At 64.8% G+C, this 20,980-nt stretch carries 17 protein-coding genes; 9 read left to right on the top strand and 8 right to left on the bottom strand.

The genetic code is table 11. The features are described from left to right. Nucleotides 1-90 precede the first annotated feature (90 nt). A complete protein-coding gene (locus tag CXY72_RS17815; protein ID WP_104129213.1) occupies nucleotides 91-1,296 on the top strand; it encodes a thiolase family protein in 1,206 nt (401 codons plus the stop codon). Then, the gene (locus tag CXY72_RS17810; RefSeq protein WP_104129003.1) at nucleotides 1,293-3,461 is read left to right on the top strand and encodes a 3-hydroxyacyl-CoA dehydrogenase NAD-binding domain-containing protein; all 2,169 of its coding nucleotides are present in this window, start codon (nucleotides 1,293-1,295) and stop codon (nucleotides 3,459-3,461) included. Before CXY72_RS17815 ends, CXY72_RS17810 begins: the two co-directional genes overlap by 4 nt. Before the next feature lie 130 nt (nucleotides 3,462-3,591). Here CXY72_RS17810 and dxs read toward each other — a convergent pair whose 3' ends face one another. The 5 genes from dxs to dut all read right to left on the bottom strand — a co-directional run bounded on the left by dxs (nucleotide 3,592) and on the right by dut (nucleotide 10,782). Next, the gene (dxs, locus tag CXY72_RS17805) at nucleotides 3,592-5,541 is read right to left on the bottom strand and encodes a 1-deoxy-D-xylulose-5-phosphate synthase (RefSeq protein ID WP_104129002.1); all 1,950 of its coding nucleotides are present in this window, start codon (nucleotides 5,539-5,541) and stop codon (nucleotides 3,592-3,594) included. A gap of 148 nt (nucleotides 5,542-5,689) precedes the next feature. Then, a complete protein-coding gene (locus CXY72_RS17800; RefSeq protein ID WP_104129001.1) occupies nucleotides 5,690-8,536 on the bottom strand; it encodes an aconitate hydratase in 2,847 nt (948 codons plus the stop codon). 209 nt (nucleotides 8,537-8,745) lie between these two features. Beyond that, nucleotides 8,746-9,639, bottom strand: coding sequence for a DUF3159 domain-containing protein (locus CXY72_RS17795; protein ID WP_158252628.1), 894 nt, complete (start codon nucleotides 9,637-9,639; stop codon nucleotides 8,746-8,748). 7 nt (nucleotides 9,640-9,646) lie between these two features. Further along, nucleotides 9,647-10,237 carry a DUF3710 domain-containing protein gene (locus tag CXY72_RS17790; RefSeq protein ID WP_104129212.1) on the bottom strand — a complete coding sequence of 197 codons (591 nt, stop codon included), beginning with the start codon at nucleotides 10,235-10,237 and terminating at the stop codon, nucleotides 9,647-9,649. A 35-nt stretch (nucleotides 10,238-10,272) separates the two neighbouring features. After that, nucleotides 10,273-10,782, bottom strand: a complete 510-nt coding sequence (gene dut / locus CXY72_RS17785; RefSeq protein ID WP_104128999.1) for a dUTP diphosphatase — start codon at nucleotides 10,780-10,782, stop codon at nucleotides 10,273-10,275. A 38-nt stretch (nucleotides 10,783-10,820) separates the two neighbouring features. Between dut and CXY72_RS17780 the strand changes: the two genes are divergently transcribed. Continuing rightward, nucleotides 10,821-11,273, top strand: a complete 453-nt coding sequence (locus CXY72_RS17780; protein ID WP_104128998.1) for a DUF3093 domain-containing protein — start codon at nucleotides 10,821-10,823, stop codon at nucleotides 11,271-11,273. A gap of 9 nt (nucleotides 11,274-11,282) precedes the next feature. On the opposite strand, the gene CXY72_RS17775 is transcribed toward CXY72_RS17780, so the two are convergent. Continuing rightward, nucleotides 11,283-11,576: a DUF4193 domain-containing protein gene (locus tag CXY72_RS17775; RefSeq protein WP_092112645.1), complete on the bottom strand. Its 294-nt coding sequence runs from the start codon at nucleotides 11,574-11,576 to the stop codon at nucleotides 11,283-11,285. Between the two features lie 200 nt (nucleotides 11,577-11,776). Between CXY72_RS17775 and sepH the strand changes: the two genes are divergently transcribed. Further along, nucleotides 11,777-12,913, top strand: a complete 1,137-nt coding sequence (gene sepH, locus CXY72_RS17770) for a septation protein SepH (protein WP_104128997.1) — start codon at nucleotides 11,777-11,779, stop codon at nucleotides 12,911-12,913. Nucleotides 12,914-12,925: 12 nt separating this feature from the next. Here sepH and CXY72_RS17765 read toward each other — a convergent pair whose 3' ends face one another. Together CXY72_RS17765 and CXY72_RS17760 are read right to left on the bottom strand one after the other, a co-directional pair. Beyond that, nucleotides 12,926-13,612 (bottom strand): response regulator, encoded by a 687-nt coding sequence (locus CXY72_RS17765; RefSeq protein ID WP_104128996.1) that lies wholly within the window; start codon nucleotides 13,610-13,612, stop codon nucleotides 12,926-12,928. After that, entirely contained in the window at nucleotides 13,605-15,296 is a 1,692-nt protein-coding gene (locus tag CXY72_RS17760) for an ATP-binding protein (protein ID WP_158252627.1), read from the bottom strand. Before CXY72_RS17760 ends, CXY72_RS17765 begins: the two co-directional genes overlap by 8 nt. Nucleotides 15,297-15,494: 198 nt before the next feature. Between CXY72_RS17760 and CXY72_RS17755 the strand changes: the two genes are divergently transcribed. The 5 genes from CXY72_RS17755 to CXY72_RS17735 are packed head-to-tail and all read left to right on the top strand — an operon-like array spanning nucleotide 15,495 to nucleotide 20,967. Beyond that, nucleotides 15,495-16,514, top strand: a complete 1,020-nt coding sequence (locus CXY72_RS17755; protein ID WP_104128994.1) for a tripartite tricarboxylate transporter substrate binding protein — start codon at nucleotides 15,495-15,497, stop codon at nucleotides 16,512-16,514. A 2-nt stretch (nucleotides 16,515-16,516) separates the two neighbouring features. Beyond that, a complete protein-coding gene (locus CXY72_RS17750) occupies nucleotides 16,517-17,044 on the top strand; it encodes a tripartite tricarboxylate transporter TctB family protein (RefSeq protein ID WP_104128993.1) in 528 nt (175 codons plus the stop codon). Further along, on the top strand, nucleotides 17,045-18,703 hold the full coding sequence (locus CXY72_RS17745) for a tripartite tricarboxylate transporter permease (protein ID WP_104128992.1): 1,659 nt from the start codon (nucleotides 17,045-17,047) through the stop codon (nucleotides 18,701-18,703). It abuts the gene before it with no gap. A gap of 52 nt (nucleotides 18,704-18,755) precedes the next feature. Then, the gene (locus tag CXY72_RS17740; RefSeq protein WP_104128991.1) at nucleotides 18,756-19,895 is read left to right on the top strand and encodes a winged helix DNA-binding domain-containing protein; all 1,140 of its coding nucleotides are present in this window, start codon (nucleotides 18,756-18,758) and stop codon (nucleotides 19,893-19,895) included. Between the two features lie 28 nt (nucleotides 19,896-19,923). Then, complete coding sequence (locus CXY72_RS17735; RefSeq protein ID WP_104128990.1) at nucleotides 19,924-20,967, top strand: aromatic acid exporter family protein; 1,044 nt, start codon at nucleotides 19,924-19,926, stop codon at nucleotides 20,965-20,967. Nucleotides 20,968-20,980 lie beyond the last annotated feature (13 nt).

The raw sequence follows: 20,980 nt of genomic DNA, 5'->3' as shown, positions 1-20,980 counted from the left end.
CAAACGATTCGAGAGGCCCATTTGAGTCACCCTAGGATCGATTCAGAGCTAACAGGCCGCTTCGGATCTGTTTGACGTATGGGAGGCATTGTGGCCGAGAGAGCAGAAGTCGTTTTTGTGGATGGAGTTCGAACCCCGTTCGGACGCGCCGGCGACAAGGGTATGTACTGGAACACCCGAGCGGACGATCTCGTCGTCAAGGCGATCATCGGGCTGATGGAACGAAACCCCGCTGTACCGCCCGACCGCATCGATGATGTTGCTATCGCAGCCACAACCCAGACCGGTGACCAGGGTTTAACCCTCGGGCGTACCGCCTCTCTTCTGGCCGGTCTTCCGAAATCGGTCCCCGGTTTCGCGATTGACCGCATGTGCGCCGGAGCGATGACCGCCGTCACCATGATGGGGTCCTCCATCGGTTTCGGCGCTTACGATCTCGCCATCGCCGGTGGCGTCGAGCACATGGGCCGCCACCCGATGGGGTTCGGGGCAGACCCGAACCCGCGGTTCCTCTCCGAGCGGCTGGTCAGCGAAGACGCCCTGAACATGGGTGCTACCGCCGAACGCATCCACGACCGGTTCCCCGAGTACACCAAGGAACGCTCCGATCGGTTCGCGCTGCGCAGCCAGCAGAAGGTCGCAGCCGCCTACGCGGCCGGAAACATTCAGCCCGACCTGATTCCCGTTGCCACGCGCAGCGAATCCGGCTGGGGCCTCGCGACCCGCGACGAAGCACCGCGCCCGGACACCACACTCGAGGGCCTCGCCACCCTCCGCACGCCGTTCCGGTCGCATGGCCGCGTCACGGCGGGTAACGCGTCCGGTCTGAACGATGGCGCGTCCGCTTGTCTGATGGCGAGTGGCGCCATGGCCAGGGAACTCGGTCTCGGCGTGAAGATGACCATGGTCAGCTTCGCCTTCGCCGGCGTGGAACCGGAGGTCATGGGTCTGGGGCCGGTGCCCTCCACTGAGAAAGCACTGCGCAAGGCCGGTCTGTCGATCACCGACATCGGTTTGTTCGAGCTCAACGAAGCCTTTGCCGTGCAGGTCATCTCCTTTCTCGACCACTTCGACATCGACGACGACGATCCCCGCGTGAACGAGTACGGCGGGGCGATCGCGCTGGGGCATCCGCTCGCCTCCTCCGGCGTTCGACTGATGAACCAGCTCGCCCACCAGTTCGAATCGCACCCCGAGGTGCGTTACGGCCTCACCGCGATGTGCATCGGCCTCGGCCAGGGTGGCACCGTGATTTGGGAAAACCCGCACTTCACCAAGAAGGCAGCCAAACGATGACGACCACCGATTACAATTCCCTCGACTTCAGTTCGCTCGTCGCGATCTCCGGAGACGAGGTCATCACGCACTCCTTTGTGCGCGACGTGCCGCTCGCCGCTGGCCGCAGACTGGCGCTGGTCACCCTTGACAATGGGCGCGACCACACCCGGCCGAACACACTCGGCCCACTCACCCTGCTGGAGTTCGCCGCCACCATGGACGAGCTCACCGCTCGCGCCGCGCGCGGGGAGATTCACGGTGTCGCCGTCACGGGTAAGCCGTTCATTCTCGCCGCTGGCGCCGACCTCAGCAAGGTCGCCGACATCCCCTCGCTCGCGGTCGGCAAGCTGCTCAGCCAGCTCGGCCACCACGCACTCGGCAAGCTCGACACGCTCGGCGTGCCCTCGTTCGTGTTCATCAACGGGCTCGCGCTCGGCGGCGGGCTCGAAATCGGTCTCAATGCCGCATACCGCACCGTGGACGCGTCCGTGCCCGCGATCGCTCTTCCCGAGGTTTTTCTCGGCCTGATTCCCGGCTGGGGCGGTTCGTATCTGCTGCCCAACCTGATCGGCATCGAAAATGCCTTGAAGGTCATCATCGAGAACCCCCTCAAGAACAACCGCACCCTCACTGGAGCGGATGCCCTCGCGCTCGGTATCGCGGACGTCATGTTCCCATCGGCGCGGTTCCTCGAAGACTCCATCAACTGGGCCGACGGCGTCATCGCGGGCAGCGAGAAGGTGTCGCGATCCAATGCGCCTAACAAGATCGAGCGCCTCGTCAAGTGGGACGCGGCCGTCGGTATCGCCCGCAAGATGCTCATCAACCGCATCGGCGACGTTGCCCAGTCACCGTATGTGGCGCTCGACCTGCTGCAGGCGGCCAAGAGCGGCAGTCGCGCTGAAGGTTTTCAGCGCGAGGATGACGCCCTGGCCGGCCTCATCGCCGGCGATCAGCTGCAGGCGAGCATCTACGCCTTCAATCTCGTTCAGAAACGCGCCAAGCGCCCAGCCGGAGCGCCGGACAAGAAACTGGCCCGGCCGATAACCAAGGTCGGCGTGATCGGCGCCGGCCTTATGGCGAGCCAGTTCGCGCTGCTGTTCGTGCGCCGCCTCAAGGTGCCCGTCGTCATCACCGACCTTGACCAGGCCCGCGTCGATAAGGGTGTGGCGTACATTCACGACGAAATCGCCGCGCTCCAGGCCAAGAACCGCATCTCCCCCGACGAGGCGAACCGCTTGCGCGCACTCGTCACCGGCACGACCGACAAGTCGTCGTTCGCCGACGCCGACTGGGTGATCGAGGCTGTCTTCGAGGAACTGGGCGTCAAGCAGTCGGTGTTCGCCGAGATCGAAAAGATCATCTCGCCCGACGCGATTCTGGCCACCAATACCTCGTCGCTCTCAGTTGAACAAATCGGGTCGAAGCTCGCGCACCCGGAGCGTTTGGTCGGGTTCCACTTCTTCAATCCGGTTGCCGTGATGCCGCTCATCGAGGTGGTGAACGCGCCGCAGACCAACGAAGTGACACTCGCCACCGCGATGGTCATTGCCGGCAAGCTGCGAAAAAACGCCGTGATCACCAGGGACACCCCCGGCTTCGTGGTCAACCGTGTACTCGCCAAATTGCTCGGCGAAGCCATGCACGCCGTTGATACCGGAACGTCGTTCGAGGTCGTGGAAGCCGCTGTGGCACCGTTCGGACTGCCGATGACCCCGTTCGAGTTGCTCGAGCTCGTCGGTCTCACCGTGGGCGCTCACGTGCTCGACACGCACCACGCGGCGTTCCCCGATCGCTTCTTCGAGAGTGACAACCTGCACAGGCTCGCCGAGCACGGCAAGATTCTCGAACGCGACGGCAAGGGACGTCGCACAGGCTTCGACAAGGGCGCACTGAAGATCGTCGCCGGCGGCACCACACCGATGACGGCCGAGGAAATTCTGCAGCGCGTTGAAGACGGCCTGGTCGACGAGATCAAGCGAATGCTGGACACAGACGTCGTGCACGCGGCCGAGGACATCGACCTGTGCATGATCCTCGGAGCCGGCTGGCCGTTCCAGATGGGTGGCATCACCCCGTACCTCGATCGCGTCGGCGCGAGTGAGCGAGTGTTCGGCGGTACGTTCCACACCCCGCCGATCCGCGGTATCGCTGCATCCGTGCCCGCGGTCACCCGCGGCTAACCGGGCCTCTGGGCGGCCCGGTGACCGGGCCCACCTTGCGTCCGCGGGCCCAGTTTATAGACTGGGCCCGCGGACGGGGCCTGGGCCCCGTCCGTATTCGGGAGGGATCGGTGCGGGACGGCGGAGGGGGCTAGTCGCGGCGGGTCACCTGGATGGCACCGGTGTCGGTGTAGTCGGCAGGCAGCGGCCGGGCATTGGGAATTTTGCTGCCGAGTACCATCGCGACCACATCGCGGGCGATCACCTGCGGGGTCAGCCCGACCCGCTCGAGAATCTGGGCCCGGGTGCCGTGATCGAGGAACTGATCGGGCAAGCCGAGTTCGGTCACCGCCGTGGCAACGCCCGCCTCGCGGAGGTCCTGACGGATCCGTGTGCCGATCCCACCCACGCGAATGCCGTCTTCGATCGTGACGACTATGCGGTGCGCGGCCGCGAGGCCGATGATGCTTCGCGGCACGGGCACCACCCAGCGTGGGTCGACGACGGTTGCACCGATGCCCTGGGCGGCAAGGCGGTCAGCGACGTCGAGCCCCATCGCCGCCATGGGGCCGACCGTCACTATGAGCACGTCGAGCTGGGTGGATTCCTGGAGCACGTCAACACCGTCGTCGAGGCGGCGAATGGCATCGAACTCGACCCCGACGGTGCCCTTGGGATAGCGCAGGACCGTCGGTCCATCGTCGACGACGACAGCCTCAGCCAGTTCTTCGCGCAGCCGAACAGAATCGCGCGGGGCCGCCAGGCGAATATTGGGAACGACTTGCAAGATAGCGAGGTCCCACATGCCGTGATGGCTGGGGCCGTCCGGTCCGGTGACCCCGGCGCGGTCGAGAACGAAGGTGACCCCGGCTTTGTGCAGGGCGACGTCCATCAGTACCTGGTCGAAGGCGCGGTTGATAAACGTTGCATAAAGCGCGACGACGGGGTGCAGACCACCGTAGGCCAGGCCGGCCGCGCTGGTCACCGCGTGTTGTTCGGCGATTCCCACGTCATGCACGCGGGAAGGAAAACGCTCGGCCATCTTGTGGAGGCCGGTCGGACGCAGCATGGCGGCGGTGATACCCACGATGCGCTCGTTGCCGATCGCTAATTGCAATAGTTCGTCGGCGAAGACCGAGGTCCAGGATTCGGCACCGGATTCTTCGACGGATTCGCCGGTTTCCGGGTCGATCTGCCCGACCGCGTGGAACTGGTCGGCGATGTCCTTGACGGCCGGGTCGTAGCCCCTCCCTTTTTGCGTGATGGCGTGCACGATGACCGGTGCGCCGTAACCCTTGGCTTGGGTGAGGGCCTCTTCCATCGCGTGTACGTCGTGCCCGTCGATGGGACCGATGTACTTGATGTCGAGGTTGGAGTACAGGGCTTCATTGTTGGTGACCCGGGCGAGGAAACCGTGCATGCCACCGCGCACACCGCGCCAGACGGCGCGTCCGGGAGCACCCAGGCGATCGAACACGTCTTTGCTGGTGAGGTAGGCATCCCGGTAGCTGGCCCGCGTGCGGATGGTGTTGAGGAAACGCGCCATACCGCCGATGGTGGGTGCGTAGGATCGCCCGTTGTCGTTGACCACGATGATGAGCTTGCGGGTATTGTCGTCGCTGATGTTGTTGAGCGCTTCCCAGGTCATTCCCCCGGTCAGTGCCCCGTCGCCGACGACGGCGACGACGTGTCGCTCAGTCTGACCGGTGATTTCAAAGGCGCGAGAGATGCCGTCGGCCCAGGACAGTGAGCTCGACGCGTGCGAACTCTCGACGATGTCATGCTCGGATTCGGATCGCTGTGGGTAGCCGGCAAGCCCGTCGACCCGGCGCAGCTTGCTGAAGTCCTGGCGCCCGGTGAGCAGCTTGTGCACGTAGGACTGGTGACCGGTGTCGAAGACGATGGGGTCGATCGGCGAATGAAAGACCCGGTGGATGGCAATGGTCAGCTCAACGACGCCGAGGTTGGGACCCAGATGCCCACCGGTCTTGGAAACCTCCCGCACGAGAAAGGAACGGATCTCGCTGGCCAGCTGGGGCAGCTGCTCTTTCGAGAGACCATCGAGGTCCCGGGGACCATGAATTGTCTCCAGAAGGATCATCCGTCACACCTTTCACATCGTTTGTTCACGAATCTGTTGAATTGGTTGAACCGGCACTGACACAAACCGGCGCCCAGACCCGAATGAATCGAGTCTACGCGCCGGTGTCGTGTTGGTAGAGCGAGGCCCTTCCAGCGCGTTTACTGGCTTAGACGAGCGAGCGCAGCACGTACTGCAGGATGCCGCCGTTACGGTAATACTCGGCCTCGCCCGGCGTATCGATGCGCACGATGGCGTCGAACTCGACCGGAGCCTTGCCTGCTGCCGAGAATTCACTCGGAGCGCAGGTCACGTGCACGGTCTTCGGGGTCGTGCCGTTGTTCAACTCGGTGATACCCGCGACCGAAACGATCTCGGTACCATCGAGGCCGAGCGAATCGGCGCTCTCGCCCGCCGGGAACTGCAGCGGCACAACACCCATACCGATGAGGTTCGAGCGGTGAATGCGCTCGAAGCTCTCCACGATGACGGCCTTGACGCCGAGAAGGCTGGTGCCCTTGGCTGCCCAGTCGCGGCTGGAACCCGACCCGTACTCCTTGCCACCGAAGATGACGAGCGGGGTTGTGGCGGCCTGATAGTTCTGGCTGGCATCGTAGATGTCGGCTTTCGGTCCTCCGGCGACGGTGAAGTCGCGGGTGAAGCCACCCTCGACGTTGTCGAGGAGCTGGTTCCGCAGGCGAATGTTCGCGAACGTTCCGCGAATCATGACCTCGTGGTTACCCCGGCGCGAGCCGTAGGAGTTGTAGTCGCCACGTTCGATGCCGTGCTCGGCCAGGTAGCGGCCGGCGGGGCCGTCTGCCTTGATGGAACCGGCGGGGCTGATGTGGTCGGTGGTGACGGAGTCGCCGAGTTTGGCGAGTACTCGAGCACCGGAGATGTCGACGACCGGGCTGGTTTCTAGGGTCATTCCGTCGACGTACGGGGGCTTCCGCACGTACGTGGACTCAGCGTCCCAGGCGAAGGTGTCGCCGACGGGAGTTTCCAGCGACTGCCAGCGCTCGTCGCCGTCAAAGACACCGGCATACTGGGTCTCGAACATGTTCGAGTCGATCGACTCGTCGATGGTCTTCTGCACCTCGTCGGCATCGGGCCAGATGTCCTTGAGGAACACGTTGTTGCCCTCGTGGTCGGTGCCGAGCGAGTCGGTGTCGAAGTCGAAGTTCATCGTTCCAGCCAGGGCGTAGGCGATGACGAGTGGCGGGCTGGCCAGATAGTTCATCTTCACGTCGGGGTTGATGCGTCCCTCGAAGTTGCGGTTACCCGAGAGCACGGCGGTCACGGCGAGGTCGTTCTCCTGCACGGCGGTGGAGATCTCATCTTCGAGCGGGCCGGAGTTACCGATGCAGGTGGTGCAGCCGTAGCCAACGAGATAGAAACCGAGGTCTTCGAGGTAGCCGTTCAAACCGGCCTTCGCGTAGTACTCGGTGACGACCTTGGAGCCGGGAGCGAGCGTGGTCTTGACCCACGGCTTGCTCTTGAGGCCCTTGAGGCTCGCGTTGCGGGCCAGCAGGCCGGCCGCAAGCATAACGCTCGGGTTGGACGTGTTGGTGCAGGAAGTGATGGCCGCGATCGCAACGGAACCGTTGTCGATCGTGAATTCACGGCCGTCGGCCAGGGTGACGTCGGTCGGCTGCGGGTGCGACTGCGTCGGGTGGCTGGTGTGGCGAGCCAAGCCACTCTCGAACGCGTGGTTGTGCGCGGTCTCTTCGTCCTGCGGGGTGAGGCCGATCGGGTCTGAGGCCGGGAAGGTGCCCTCTATTGCCGCGTCCACGAGGGATACGGACGCATTGGCGTAGTTGTCCAGGTCGCGCTCGAACTGGGTCTTGGCCTCGGAGAGGACGATGCGGTCCTGCGGGCGCTTCGGTCCGGCGATCGAGGGAACGACCGTGGAGAGGTCGAGCTCGAGGTACTCGCTGAAGACCGGCTCCTGGTCGGGGTTGTGCCAGAGTCCCTGCAGCTTGGAGTAGGCCTCGACCAGCGCGACCTGCTCCTCGCTGCGGCCGGTGAGGCGCAGGTAGCCCAGCGTGACGTCGTCGATCGGGAACATGGCGGCCGTCGAGCCGAACTCGGGGCTCATGTTACCGATGGTGGCGCGGTTGGCGAGCGGGACAGAGGCCACGCCCGATCCGTAGAACTCGACGAACTTGCCGACGACGCCGTGCTTACGCAGCATCTGGGTGATGGTGAGCACGACATCCGTTGCGGTGACGCCGGCCGGGATGATTCCGGAGAGCTTGAAGCCGACAACCTTCGGAATGAGCATGGAAACCGACTGGCCGAGCATGGCTGCTTCGGCTTCGATTCCGCCGACGCCCCAGCCGAGCACGCCGAGGCCGTTGACCATGGTCGTGTGCGAGTCGGTGCCGACACACGTGTCGGGATAGGCCTGCAGAACGCCGTTGACCTCTCGCGTCATGGTGACGCGCGCGAGATATTCGATGTTGACCTGGTGTACGATTCCGGTTCCCGGCGGAACGACCTTGAAGTCGTCAAACGCGGTCTGGCCCCAGCGGAGGAACTGGTAGCGCTCACCGTTACGTTCGTATTCGATTTCCACGTTGCGTTCGAACGAGTCGGTCGTGCCGAACAGGTCGGCCACGACGGAGTGGTCAATGACCATTTCGGTCGGGGCGAGCGGGTTGATCTTTTTGGCGTCGCCGCCGAGTTCGACGAGGGCTTCGCGCATGGTGGCGAGGTCGACGATGCAGGGAACACCGGTGAAGTCCTGCATCACGACGCGAGCCGGCGTGTACTGGATCTCGGTGTCGGGCTCAGCGGTGGGTACCCACGCGGCGAGAGCGCGAATGTGCTCGGCGGTGATGTTGGCGCCATCCTCGGTGCGGAGGAGGTTCTCGAGCAGCACCTTCAGGCTGTATGGCAGCTTCTCGTAGCCGTCGACCGCGTCCAGACGAAAGACTTCATATTCCGTCGATCCGACGCGCAGGGTGTCTTTGGCTCCGAAGCTGTTTACCGCGGTATTTGTTGATTCCGACACAATGCCCTCTCCGTTGTGGGAGCCGACGGGAGACCGGCGGCAATCCTCAATTCTTCTGACAGGCACAACCTCGTGCCAGCAAGGCAAGCCTAACCAGCGGATGCCGGGAGCTGCCTTTTTCCATCGAGTTGCACCGGCGACTCCTCGCCGAACAACTATCTTGACGTCGAGATAACTCTAGCAGGGAGAGCGGGTGCCCGAGTCGTCATTCACACCGTGTCAGTGGCATCCGCTTTGCGATAGACCGAGCGCACCATGAGCCACGAAACGATCAGGAGCGGCGCGTACAGCGGGATGCCCATGAGCAGTTTCATCGAGGCGAGCAATTCGACGTTGTCAGCCAGGTAGAGCGGCAGCTGTACGGCCAGACGAGCCAGAAAGAGACCGGTCCAACACAGGGTGAGGATGGTCAGAACCCGGCGTTTCGACATGTCGAGACGCCAGGCGACACCGTCACCCATGAGAAAGCCGACGGCCACGCCGATGAGCGGCCAGCGCACGAGTACGGAGATCAGCAGGACAGCTCCGTAACCGGCGTTGGTCCACAGGCCGACCAGAAAGAAGTCGGACGGTTTGCCTGAGAACAGCGCCAGCGCGACGCTGATCGCGGTTCCGACCAGGCCGCCGAGGGCGGGCGTCGTGGTCTGCCGGGTGATCGCCCGCAGAGCGACGAAGATCACGCCGATCACCAGCGGCGCCACGAGCGACGGCAGCAAAGTTCCGATCGGGTCGCTCGTCACATCGGTGGAGGGATCGATGGTGAGCGAGTAGGTGATCAGAAAGACCAGACCCGGCAGGACAGCTTCAATCAGGCCGCGAATGCCGCCCATCGCCGCCAGCAGCGCCTGGCCACTGATCGGCTTTCCCTCGGTTGCCGCGCCAAACCCGGCGCGCCGCGCTGCGCCGGCCATCGACTCGGCAAACAGTCCGGAGGTTGTCGGAGGCAAGGCGTCTTCCGGCTCGCCGTGCGGTTCACCGGACTGCTCCGGCTGACCGGACTGACCGGGCTGACCGGGCCGACCGGACTGCTCGGGCTGACCGGGCCGCTCGGGCTGCTCCGGCTGAACGGACTGCTCCGGCCGCTCTTTGGAGGTGTCGCTCATCGCCTGTTTAGACTGCGGTGGTTTCGGACGCGCCGGCGGGGGTGGCCGGCATGCGCAGCGGAATCAAATCGCGCGGCGGCATCGGCGTGGACCCGCGCACGACGACGATGCTGCGGAACAGGTCTTCGATCTGCGTGGCAGCATCTGGGTCGATTGCGCCCTCGCCCGCGATGACGCCCCGCAGGAACCAGCGCGGACCGTCGACACCGATGAAGCGTGCGAGGCGGGTGACACCACCGGCTTGCTGCCCGGCCGCGACGGGGATCTCAGCCACGAGTTCGGGGCCGAAGGGGCCTTCTCGCGGAGTCGTGGTTCCGCCCTGCTTGCCGATCTGGTCGGCGATCTGTTCTCGAATTTCATGCCAAAGGCCGCTCGAGCGCGGTGCGGCGAACGGTTGTACCTGCAACGTCGACCCGGCGAAGTCAAGGCCGATGGCTACCACTCGCTTACTACCCTCTTCGATTTCAAGGCGTAGGTGCAGACCCTCTCTCGGAAGGATTTTAATCCCACCGAGGTCCACGTACGGACGCACCGGGTTGGCCTCTGATTCATCGAGCGGGCCCTCGGTTTCGCGGTCTTCAGGGGCCGACTTCGGCATCGATTCGGGGATCTCCCCAGAGTTTGTGAGGTCACTCACCGGTTGTCTCCTGACTGCGGGACTGTAGGGCCCGATACTGGCGCGCTGTTGGACGTGTTGGTTGTCGCGCGGGGCACAACTCCGGTCGAGCCAAAACCGCCCTCGCCGCGCTGGCTGCCGGGTAGTTTGTCGACGGTGATGAATGTGGCACGAGCGACGGGCATCACGATGATTTGAGCGATGCGATCGCCGATCGCGATCGTGAACGATTCATGCAGATCGGTGTTCAGCAACGCCACCTTGATTTCACCGCGGTAGCCGGCATCCACTGTTCCGGGCGAGTTCACGATCGTGATGCCATGTTTGACCGCAAGGCCGCTGCGAGGAACGACGAAAGCTGCAAAGCCATCGGGAAGGGCGATCGACACGCCGGTACCGACAAGTGCACGGGTTCCCGGGCCGAGCACGACAGCCTCGGCAGCATGCAGATCAGCCCCGGCATCACCGGGGTGTGCATAGATTGGGAGGTTGGATGCCTGGATCAGTACTTCGACGCTTTCTGCCACGTGTCGAGGGTAGTGCAGATATCTGATCGAATAGAGCCATGCCTGAATACCGCGAAAAACTGTGGCCCAATGCCTGGGCCTTCCTTGTCACCGCCCTGGTGATACCGGCGAGCATTCTCGTGCTCGTGCCGATTTCCCTGTTTGCGGGTATCGTCACGGCCGCCGTTTTGTACGGCGGATGCGTGCTGCTGCTCGTGCTGGCCGCGCCGGTCGTACGCGTACAGGGCGGCGTACTGACCGCCGGCCCCGCCACGATCTCCACCGGGCTGCTCGGCGAAGCAACGGCATATGAAAAGTCGGAAGCGACCCAGGAACGCGGGCCCCGATTGGACGCCCGAGCCTGGCTGCTCATTCGCGGCTGGATCGACCCAATTGTGCGCGTGCCTATCGTCGACGCGACCGACCCTGCGCCGTACTGGATCATCTCCAGCCGCCACCCAACACAGTTGGCCGCCGCGATCAATGAATCGCGAACGGCCAACGTGGAATGAATCGAAGGTTTAAGAGTCGCACTCCAAGCAGACGGTGCCGAGCTTGGTCTCGTGACCCATCTGCGAGCGGTGCTTCACCAGGAAGCAATTCACGCAGGTGAATTCGTCGGCCTGCGCGGGCAGAACGACGACATCGAGGTCCAGGTCGGACAGGTCAGCACCCGGAAGGTCAAACCCCCCTGGGTTGTCGGAGTCGTCGACATCAACGCTGCCGGACATCTTGTCTGGCACACGTTCCTTAAGAGCCTCGATCGACTCAGAGTCGTCTTCAGTCTTTCGGGGTGCGTCGTAATCGGTTGCCATGCCCATCCATTTCAGTTACGCCGAAAAACGAAATCGGCGGCCACAGTTTCCAACAATCCAGACGGAATAGCAAACCGTCCGCCAACCTTTTTATTCGGACACGAAGAAACAACTTGCGGCACGCCCGGCGTATTCCCGCGAAAAGGCACCAACCCGTGGCAGTCTTGCAGCCAACGGTAATCGCGAGAGGGCTTGTCTTCATGCAGGAATTGAAGGTTATTGGAGTTGAGAACGGTGCGCTGCTCGCAGCGTCCGAAGATGGCGACCGATATCGCATCGCCATCGACGAAGTTCTTCAGTCCCGGCTTCGCCAAACCCAGACGGAGCGCGTCAACGCTCCCAAGCTGTCCCCGCGGGAAGTTCAGGCGCACATACGCTCGGGAATGTCCGCCGAGGACGTCGCTGCGGTCACGGGGGCATCACTCGACTACGTGCGCCGATTCGAGGGGCCGGTCGTCGCCGAGCGGGAGTACATCGTCTCGTCGGCGTTGAGCGTTCCGGTGCACACCGCCATCGACCCGGATCCGATCGACGAGAACGTCAACTTCGGAAGTGTGATTCGCGAACGGCTCGCCTCCCTCGGGGCCACCGGTGAGCGTTGGGCGAGCTGGAAAGAACCCGGTGGCGGCTGGATCGTCAAACTGTCGTTCACCGCCGACGAGATCGACCATGACGCTCGGTGGGGTTTCGAACCGAAGAAGAATTCTCTCTCTCCGGTTGGCAGCGAAGCCATCGCGCTATCCCAACAGGGGGAGCTGAAGGGTTCCTTGATCCCGCGCCTACGTGCCGTCGGCTCCGAGACGAGCGCCGCCGACGTGTCGCGCTTCGACAGTAACGCGTTCAACTTCAAGGAATCCCTTGCCGACGAGATTCTGAGCGACACCAGTCCCAACCTCGAAGCCGTCCCGTACTCGCGCTCGCTGAGCCGGGACGATGCGGTGTCGAAAGCGGCGATCAAGCGTGCTGCAGAGCCGGCCTCGAACATGAGCGAAACCGCCGATCTCTTAGAATCCCTGCGTCGACGACGCGGCGAACGCGAAGCGGCGTCGAGCGGGGATGCGTCTGCAGCCAAGCCGGCGGCATCCGCTTCGGTGCCGGTTTCCACTGAACCGCTGCGGCCCCGGCCGGCGACTCCGACCGCCGGCACGGTCACCGATGAGTCCGCTGCGGCGCCAGCCACCACCCCTGAGCCGACCGGTAATGCCTGGGCCAACCAGGCTGCCCGCGCCCAGGAACGCACAAACCACAGTCGGACGACACCGAAACGCGGCCGGGCATCCATGCCGAGCTGGGACGAGATCGTGTTTGGCGCTCGCACCGACGACGACTTGGGCTAACCAGCGGGAAAGTCAGCCGACCAGCCAGGCGTAACGCCGCTGCGGGCGGCCGGTCTGGCCGTAGCGCAGGCTGACGGCCGCCTGCCCCGTCGCTACGAGGTATTCCAGGTATTTGCGTGCCACCACCCGAGACAAGCCGAGCAGTTCGGCGCACTCCGACGCGGCCAGGTCTGGTTTGCTGTTAGTCAGGGCCGCAGTGGTCGGCGCAGCCGTCTCCTTGCTCAGTCCTTTCGGTAGCGTGGAGAGTGCCCCAGTGGGTGGCACAACGGGCGCGGGTCCAATCACCCGGTCAAGCTCGATCTGGTTGAGGTCTCCCTCGCGGTCGAGCAGTCGTCGTCTTTGGCCGTATCCCACCAACCGCGACTGCAGTTCGATGATCTTGAATGGTTTGAGCAGGTAGCTCACAATGCCGCCCTGCAGCGCCGCGGTGACCATTTCGGCCTCGCGGGCAGCACTGAGCACGAGAAAGTCCACAGCCCACCCCGCCTCTCGCGCGCGACGGATCACGTCGAGGCCGGTCATATCGGGCAGGTACATGTCCAGGAGGACGAGGTGCGGGGCCTTATCGACAATCTGGGCGAGCGCGTCTGCCCCGGACACGGCGACGCCGACGACAGTGAAACCGACCTGCTGCGCCACAATGCGTTGATGCGCGCGCGCCACCATGAAATCGTCGTCGACGATGAGCACGTCACACATAGGTCAGCTCCTTCTTTTCGGTTGCCCCGGCCGCATCAATCGGGAGCACGGCCTCGAACAGGGCACCGTTCTCCGCCCGGTAGTCGACCGATCCCCCGCGGCGCATCGCCACGAGGCGCACAATGGCGAGTCCGTAACCGTGAGCGTCGGTATCGCCGAGCGCCGATTTGCTCGTCACCCCCACCTCGAACACCCGGTCGATGAGCGCGATATCGATGCCTGGTCCGGAATCACTCACCGTCACCCGCACGGCACCGGCCCCGGCATCGGAAATCGGTTGTACATCGAGGCGAACACCGCGTTCTCGGGCTCCGGTGACGGCGTCGAGGGCGTTGTCGACCAGGTTTCCGATCACCGTGACGAGGTCGGTGGAGAGGCCAGCGTCGACCCGAGCCAGCGTCGATTCGGCCGAGAGTAGGAGCGTGGCACCGCGTTCACGAGCGAGCGAGGTCTTGGCGATCACGAGTGCGGCGACCGCCGGCTCCTGGAGCCTGGTGAGGACTGAGTTGTCGAGGTCGGTGCGGTCGCGCGTGACGGCATCGACATATTCGACCGCCGCTGCGGTATCGCCCAGCTGCATGAGCATTGAAATGGTGTGCAGCCGGTTGGCGAACTCGTGGGTTTGGGCGCGCAACGTGTCCGTAGTCTGGCGGCTGCTGCCGAGATCGTGCTGCAGGGTGACCAGTTCGGTGCGATCGCGCAGGGTTGTGACGACCTCGGGCCGCGACCGGGGAGGGTGAATGAGCGTCTGGTTGAGCACGAGCAGCACCCCCCGATTCACGAACACTGTATCCATGCCGCCGACTTTCTGTTGGCGCAGCGCCCGCACCGCCTCCTCATCAAGGCCGACCGCGTCGATCGCCCGGCCTTCCGCGTCAGAAGGCAAACCCAGCAGGGTGCGTGCGCTGTCATTGGCGAGCGTGATGAGTCCGTCGCTGTCGATGGAGATCACCCCTTCCCGGATGCCGTGGATCATCGCCTCCCGATGCTCGACCAGCCGACCGATCTGTTCCGGCTCCAGGCCGAGGGTCTGCCGTTTCACCCGGGCCGCCAGGAGCAGCGATCCCACGACGCCGAGCACCCCGGCCACCCCGAGATACGTGAGCAGGTTCGGTGCCGCGGCCTTGAGTAGTTCAGCCACGGCCGGAAACTGGTGGGCGGCTACCACCGAACCGACCACCTCTCCGGAGTTGGACAGCACCGGCACCTGCGCGACAACGTAATCGTTGGCGCCGATCGGCGCAGCGCCGGCCCACGCGGCATCAGATTCGTCCGGCGTGGGATCGATGGCCAGGTCGGTCGTGAGCAGCCGCGGATCGGCCGGTGAGGCGATGATTCGGCCGGCCGCATCCGTCACGATCAGCTGGTCGACCCCGGTTGTGGTGCGAAGCGCTTCGACCGGACCGGAAGATTGCTGGGGCACCGCCGCGGTGTCGAGCAGGCTGCGCACGAGCGGATTGGCGGCGGTGTATTCGGCGACCGTCAGCATGCGTCGCTGGGCGCCGCTTTCAAAGCTGCTGCGGGTCTGCTCGATTGAGATGGCCGTGACGGCGACCAGAACGAGGGCGATCAAGCTCAACTGGAAGAGCAGCAGTTGACGGGTCAGGCTGAGGCGGCTCGAACGGATGCCCGACCCACGCGGGCACGCCGTCGGCAAAGGGGACGACGCCTCGCGTTTCGGCATCGGGTCCCTTCGGTCGACTCTGGCCATAAGAGATACTCCCTCATCGTGAAGCCAAACCGAAATTGTGCAATTTTCCCGCGCGCAACCGCAAGCTACACAACGTTCACTCAGGCCACAAGTTGTGTCTCGCCCGGCCCACCCGGCAGGCTGAGCTCGGCCGGCAAAGACGCTCGCCAAAAAATCGAAGAGGATTTGAGCATGCCAATCACAGCACGCACCACGCGTTCGCGCCGCACCGCGGGGACCGTCGTTCTCGCCGGTGCCGTCGCACTCGCCCTCAGCGCCTGCGGGGTCACCAGCGCCAAGAACACCGAGGCCACCGATAGCGGTCCCATCCAAAACCTGCAGGTGATGATTCCCAACGCTCCCGGCAGCGGCTACGACGTCACCGGCCGCGCTGCGGTCAAGGTGATGGATGACTTGAAATTGGCCTCCGGCACCGAGGTCACCAACCTGGCCGGCGCCGGCGGAACCGTGGGCCTGGCCCGCACCTTGACCGAGACCGGCAACGCCAACTTCATGCTCATGATGGGGCTCGGCGTCGTCGGTGCCGCGTACACCAACGAGGGCGATGCCACGGTTGCCGAAGCGACCCCGATCGCCGGGCTGATCGAAGAAGCCGGCGCGATCTTCGTCGCCGCTGACTCCCCCTACAAAACGATTGATGATCTTGTAACGGCATGGAAGGCCGACCCATCCACCTTCGCCGTCGGCGGCGGCTCGTCGCCGGGCGGGCCTGACCACCTGCTACCGATGCAGCTCGCGGATGCCGTCGGCATCGACCCCAGTGCCGTCAACTACGTCGCCTACGATGGCGGCGGCGAATTGCTGCCGGCCATTCTTGGCGGCAAGTTGCAGTTCGGGGCCTCCGGCTATGGAGAGTTTCTCGAACAGGTGAAGGCGGGCGGCCTGCGCGTGCTCGCCGTCACGAGCGAGGAGCGCGTTCCGGTCATCGAGGCCCCCACGCTGACCGAGGAGGGTATCGACCTGGTTTTCACCAACTGGCGCGGCCTGCTTGCCGCACCAGGCCTGACGGATGCCGAAATCGCTCGCCTCGTCGATGCCGTAACGAAGATGCACGACAGCCCGGAGTGGAAGCAGGTCCTGACGGAGAACAGCTGGACCGATGCCTTCATGACCGGCGACGACTTCAGCACCTTCCTCACCGAGCAGGACGCCCGCGTCGCCGACGTGTTGAAAACCCTGGGTCTGGTCTAACCATGACCGCCCCCAGCACAGCAGCGACTTCCGGGCTGCGCGCCAGACTCCAGGGTCGCTCCGAGCTCGGCGTCGCCGCCCTGCTCGCGGTGATCGCGATCGTGATCGCGGTCGATACCGCGAACATCCGTCACACCGCCATCAATGCCGGTGTGATGGGACCGCGGGTCGTTCCGACGATCATCGCGATCGGCCTGGGCCTGTGTGCCATCGCCCTAGCGATCTCTGTACTGCGGGGCGGCCACGCCGATGCCGAAGACGGTGAGGACATCGACCTTTCTCAGAAGGCCCACTGGCCGACCGTCTTCGGCCTCGGCGGCCTGATTCTCGTCTTCGCGCTCTCGATGGACTTTCTCGGATTCGTGATCGGCAGTGCGCTGCTGTTCTACGGATCTGCCCTGCTGCTTGGCTCCCGCCGCTTCGTCTGGGCGCTCGTGATCGGCATTCTTCTCGCCGTCGGCACGTTCTACGGCTTCGTATTAGGCCTCGGCATCAACCTGCCGGCCGGCCTGTTGACGGGAATTCTCTAAATGGACAACCTCGCCCTATTGATGGAAGGGTTCAGCAACGCGCTGACCCTGCAGAACCTTCTGTTCGCCCTCATTGGTGTGCTGCTCGGCACCGCCGTCGGCGTGTTGCCCGGCATCGGCCCGGCCATGACCGTGGCCCTGCTGCTGCCACTCACCTACGCGCTTGATGTGACCGGATCGCTGATCATGTTCGCCGGCATCTACTACGGCGGCATGTACGGCGGGTCGACGACGTCGATTCTGCTCAACACCCCCGGTGAATCTTCCTCGGTCGTCACAGCGCTCGAGGGTAACAAAATGGCCAAGGCCGGCCGCGGCGCCCAAGCGCTCGCAACGGCGGCGATCGGCTCCTTCGTGGCCGGCACCCTGGCCACGGGTGCCCTCGTCTTCGTCGCCCCGTTCGTGGTGGCGATGGCTATCGGGCTCGGGGCTCCCTCGTACTTCGCCATGATGGTGTTCGCTTTCATCGCGGTGAGCACCGTGCTCGGCTCGAGCCGCATTCGCGGGCTCGCCTCGCTGTTCATCGGCCTCACCATCGGTTTGGTCGGCCTCGACGGCACGACCGGGCAGCCACGACTGACGTTTGGGCAGCCGCTGCTCTCCGGCGGCATCGACGTCGTCGTCATCGCCGTCGCCCTATTCGCGGTCGGTGAAGCCTTGTGGATTGCTGCGCACCTGCGGCACGGTACCCCCGCGACCATCCCGGTGGGTGTGCCGTGGATGCGTAAGGACGACTGGAAACGCTCTTGGAAGCCGTGGCTGCGCGGCACGGTTATCGGCTTTCCATTCGGGGCCATCCCGGCCGGCGGCGCCGAGATCCCGACCTTCCTCTCCTATGTGACGGAAAAGAAGCTGTCCAAGCATCCCGAGCAGTTTGGGCACGGCGCCATCGAGGGCGTAGCCGGACCGGAAGCAGCCAACAACGCCTCGGCCGCCGGAACGCTCGTTCCGCTGCTCACCCTCGGTCTTCCCACCACGGCGACAGCCGCCGTGATGATCCTCGCGTTCAACCAGTACGGCATCAACCCCGGTCCGCTACTGTTCCAGACCGAACCCGTTCTGGTGTGGACCCTGATCGCGAGCCTGTTCATCGGCAACACGCTGCTGCTCGCGCTCAACCTGCCACTCGCACCGCTCTGGGCGAAGCTGCTGCGCATTCCACGGCCCTACCTCTACGCCGGGATTCTGTTCTTCGCAACCCTCGGCGCCTACGCGGCGGGAATGCAAACCTTCAACATCGGCATTCTGCTCCTGCTCGGCGCTCTGGGCTACATGGCCAGGCGCTTCGGCTTTCCGGTGCTGCCGATCATCGTCGGTGCCATCCTCGGCCCGGAGATGGAACGCCAGCTGCGCCGTGCACTGCAGATCAGCGCGGGCGACCCCGCTGCGCTGGTGAGTGAGCCGCTTGCCGTCGTGGTCTACAGCGTGATCGTGTTGTTCCTGATCGGCCCGCCGCTGGTCAAGGCCCTACGCCGTCGCTTCGGACGCGGCGGACCTGCCGACGGCCCCCTGGCAGGCGGCAGCATGGATGACACCGATGGCTACGGCGCCGAGGCAGATGAGACCGTGGAGTTCGATGCGTTCGGAACCCGGACGTCGGACGGAAGCGCCCGGGTGATTCGGGTGGTTCGACCCAAAGTCGGGCGGCGCGAAAAATAGCACATCGGTTGATGTGAGCTACGCCCGGCGCGGGAGTCGGCATACTGGTGTCATGCCAACTGCTGCCTCCCGCGCCGATGTCGTGCGCCTGCGCCTGCAGGCCCAGGGGCTGGCCGGGGTTCCGCTCCCCGGTGCGGTAGCCGTTGCCGAGCGGATGCTCGCGGTACAGGCCCAGGACTACCCGGCCGGGCAGTGGGCCCTCGGGGTGCGCTCCCCCGGCACGACGATCCATGACCTTCAGGCCGTCATTTCGACTGGTGAGATCGTGCGGTCGTGGCCGATGCGGGGCACGTTGCATTTTGTCCCGGCGCGGGAACTGGGCTGGATGCAAGGCCTCACGACACCGCGACTGCTCGCGAAAACCCGAACGATCAACGAGCGACTCGGTCTCGGCCCGGCCGTGCTGGAGCGGGCTCGCGAAGCTGCGATCGCCGCCCTGACCGGACACAAGCAGCTCAGCCGCGCCGAATTCATGGGCATGCTGCACGCGGCGGGACTGTCGACAGAGGGCCAGCGCGGGTACCATACGATCGCCCATCTCGCCCTCACCGGAACCCTGTGCTGGGGCCGACAGGTGGGTACCCAGCAGGGTCTCGTGCTGCTCGATGAGTGGGTGCCGAACCCGCGCCGGCTCGAGCGCGACGAGGCGCTCGGCGAGTTCGTGTACCGCTATTTTCTCGGCCACGGGCCGGCGACCCTGGTCGACTTCGCCTGGTGGTCCCAGCTCACCGTGGCCGACGCCAAAATCGGTCTGGCCGTGGCGCTGGACAGACTGATCGAGGTGCAGGTCGACGGAGCTGCCTACTTCATGGCCGACGAAACAACGGATGCGCTCCCCCAGCACACGCCGGTGCTCGCGCTGCCCGGGTTCGACGAGTACCTACTCGGGTATCGCGATCGCAGCCACGTGATCTCCGCGAACGAGCTGGTTCGGGTCGTGCCCGGACTGAACGGCATCTTTCTGCCGCTCATGGTCACGAATGGTCGCGTCGTCGGAACGTGGCGCAAGAAGATCACGGCGTCCGGCCTGACCACCGAGGCGGCACTGTTCGAGGACCCGGCCTCGGCCACCGCCCGCACTCGGGCGGCGAAAACCCGGCGGGGCTTCGGCCGGGCCGCGCAGGACTATGCCCGGTTTCTCGGCGTGCCAAATCGGTACACCGTGAAAGCGGATGCGCCGGCATCCGCTTGACTGACCCGGCCCGGGTTACCCTTGACCAGTGAAACTAACCTCGGCCCTGCGCATCTCCAAACGACTCCCGCTGCTGCAGGTCGTCAAGGTGGCCGTCGCCGTCGCCCTGGCCTGGGTCACCTCCCAACTGCTGTTGCCGAGCGACCTGCCGATCTTTGCTGCGATCGCTGCCCTGCTCGTGGTGCAGCCGAGCGTCAACCAGACCCTCGGGCGAGCGATCGAACGCACCGCGGGCGTCATCGGCGGCGTCATCATCGCCTCCACGATCGGTTTCTTCCTCGGCGAGTCCAGCTGGGTCGTGCTCGGCACGATTATGGTCAGCCTGTTCGTTGCCTGGGCTCTGCGCCTCTCCCCGTCCTCGGCTAGCCAGATTCCCATCAGCGCCATGCTCGTTCTCGCCCTCGGCGCCACGACACCCGGGTACGCCCTCGATCGCATCTTCGAGACGTTCATCGGCGCCGGAATCGCCCTGGTCATCAATGCCCTCATCGTTCCCCCGGTATTGATTGCACCCGCCCGCGACGCTGTCGGGCTGCTGGCTCGCGAGCTGGCCGATACCTTCGACCGCATTGCGCAGGCGCTGCGCACCCCACAGAGCCCGATCGACCTGATGGAATTGATGATCAAGGCCCGGCTGCTGCGCCCCATGCTCGCGTCGGCGGAGAAGGCCATCGCGCAGGCCGAGGAGAGCCTCATGCTCAACCCTCGCAAGGCCAAGCTGCGAGTGGCCCTCGACGCCGACCACGACATGATCGAGCGACTGCCGACTCTCGTGACCCGCGCAATCGGCATGACTCGTGCACTGCACGACCACTACGACCCCTCCCTGCAGTTCGAGCCCACCGTTCAGGCTTTCTCTCAGGAACTCGCCCGGGCGGCGCACGACCTGGGCTTACTCGCCCGCGCCGACGGTGACCGTGCGTCTGTGCCGGAGCCGGCCGCGCCCGACGTGCTCGCCCTGACCGCGCCGCTGCGGATCGTGACGCCGCACCCTGACCACTGGATTCTGATCGGATCGCTCATGGAAGACCTGCGCCGGGTGCGCGAAGAAATCGTCGGCGACCGCGCCTGAGCTTCCCTCGCAG

Origin of the sequence: Cryobacterium sp. Y57 (assembly GCF_002929505.1) — a bacterium.
Taxonomy (GTDB): Bacteria; Actinomycetota; Actinomycetes; order Actinomycetales; family Microbacteriaceae; genus Cryobacterium.
Note: the sequence above shows the minus strand (reverse complement) of the source record. Positions and strands in the feature narration are given on the sequence as shown.